Source organism: Ectobacillus funiculus (assembly GCF_004138295.1).
In the GTDB taxonomy this organism is placed as follows: domain Bacteria; phylum Bacillota; class Bacilli; order Bacillales; family Bacillaceae_G; genus Ectobacillus; species Ectobacillus funiculus.
Map to the genome: position 1 here is coordinate 1 of NZ_SCFM01000059.1, position 875 is coordinate 875.

Annotated in this window: 1 protein-coding gene; it reads left to right on the forward strand. The window is 35.0% G+C overall.

The window, feature by feature from the left end; genetic code table 11:
- A partial coding sequence (locus tag EP737_RS25790) for a hypothetical protein (protein ID WP_165350887.1) occupies positions 1 to 406 on the forward strand: 406 nt, incomplete at its 5' end.
- Between the last annotated feature and the right edge of the window lie 469 nt (positions 407 to 875).

Here is an 875-nt window from a genome sequence, read left to right on the forward strand (position 1 = left end):
CCCTTTTTATGAAGTTCAGTTTGGGATCGGATATTTTCTTTTAAGACAAGCAAAATCTTATAACAGTCAAAGAAATTATTTTCATATTTGTATGAACTCTGATTTTAGCATGATTACATTAAAAGAAACGGAAACAGAAAGCTTATTTGCAGTGAAAAACGAAGATGAGAGAGCGGCAACGAAGAAGCTTTTAGGAGAATGGTTTGTTAAAACAAAGGGTTATCAAGAATCTATCAATAAATATATAGAAAAAGTGAAGCAGGAAAATGTCTACACTGATGAAGATATTCAACATAAAATCAAAACGATAAACTTTCTAGAGAAGCTACTGGAATTAACAACTGAAGATATTGAACTGGCTCCTGTAGAAAAGCCGGATCAATTACAGGTATTGTCAGGAGTTTGATACTCCCCAGCTTCTGTGAAATAAATTTTTCTTCTTGAGGGTGGCACCTAATATTTATCAAGCTAAGAAAATCAAATACCGAAAGTAAACAACGTCTTTTCATAAATATCTAGTCTAAAACCACGAGCGAGTATAAAAACGATTGTTGTTTATAAGCTTAGAAACAGGCAGAAAGTGCCTGTTTTTTTTTGCCAGTTGCGCCTCTTCAGGCACAACTGGGGTCTCGACGCATAGCTATCAACCTAACAAAAACAAACTACCCCAAAACGATAAAATTGAGCAAATTGCACCAAATTTTTGTTTTGGGGTAGTTCAGTCTCCTTAACTTGATGGGTATGTGGCGGTACCCCACATCCATCAACTTAAGCATTTAGGCTATTCTTAAAGTTAAAAGCACGTTACTATTCTCTTATGTTAATGAGAAAGGGTGACGTGCTTTTTATGAATATGCATCCAAAACAAGAGTTGT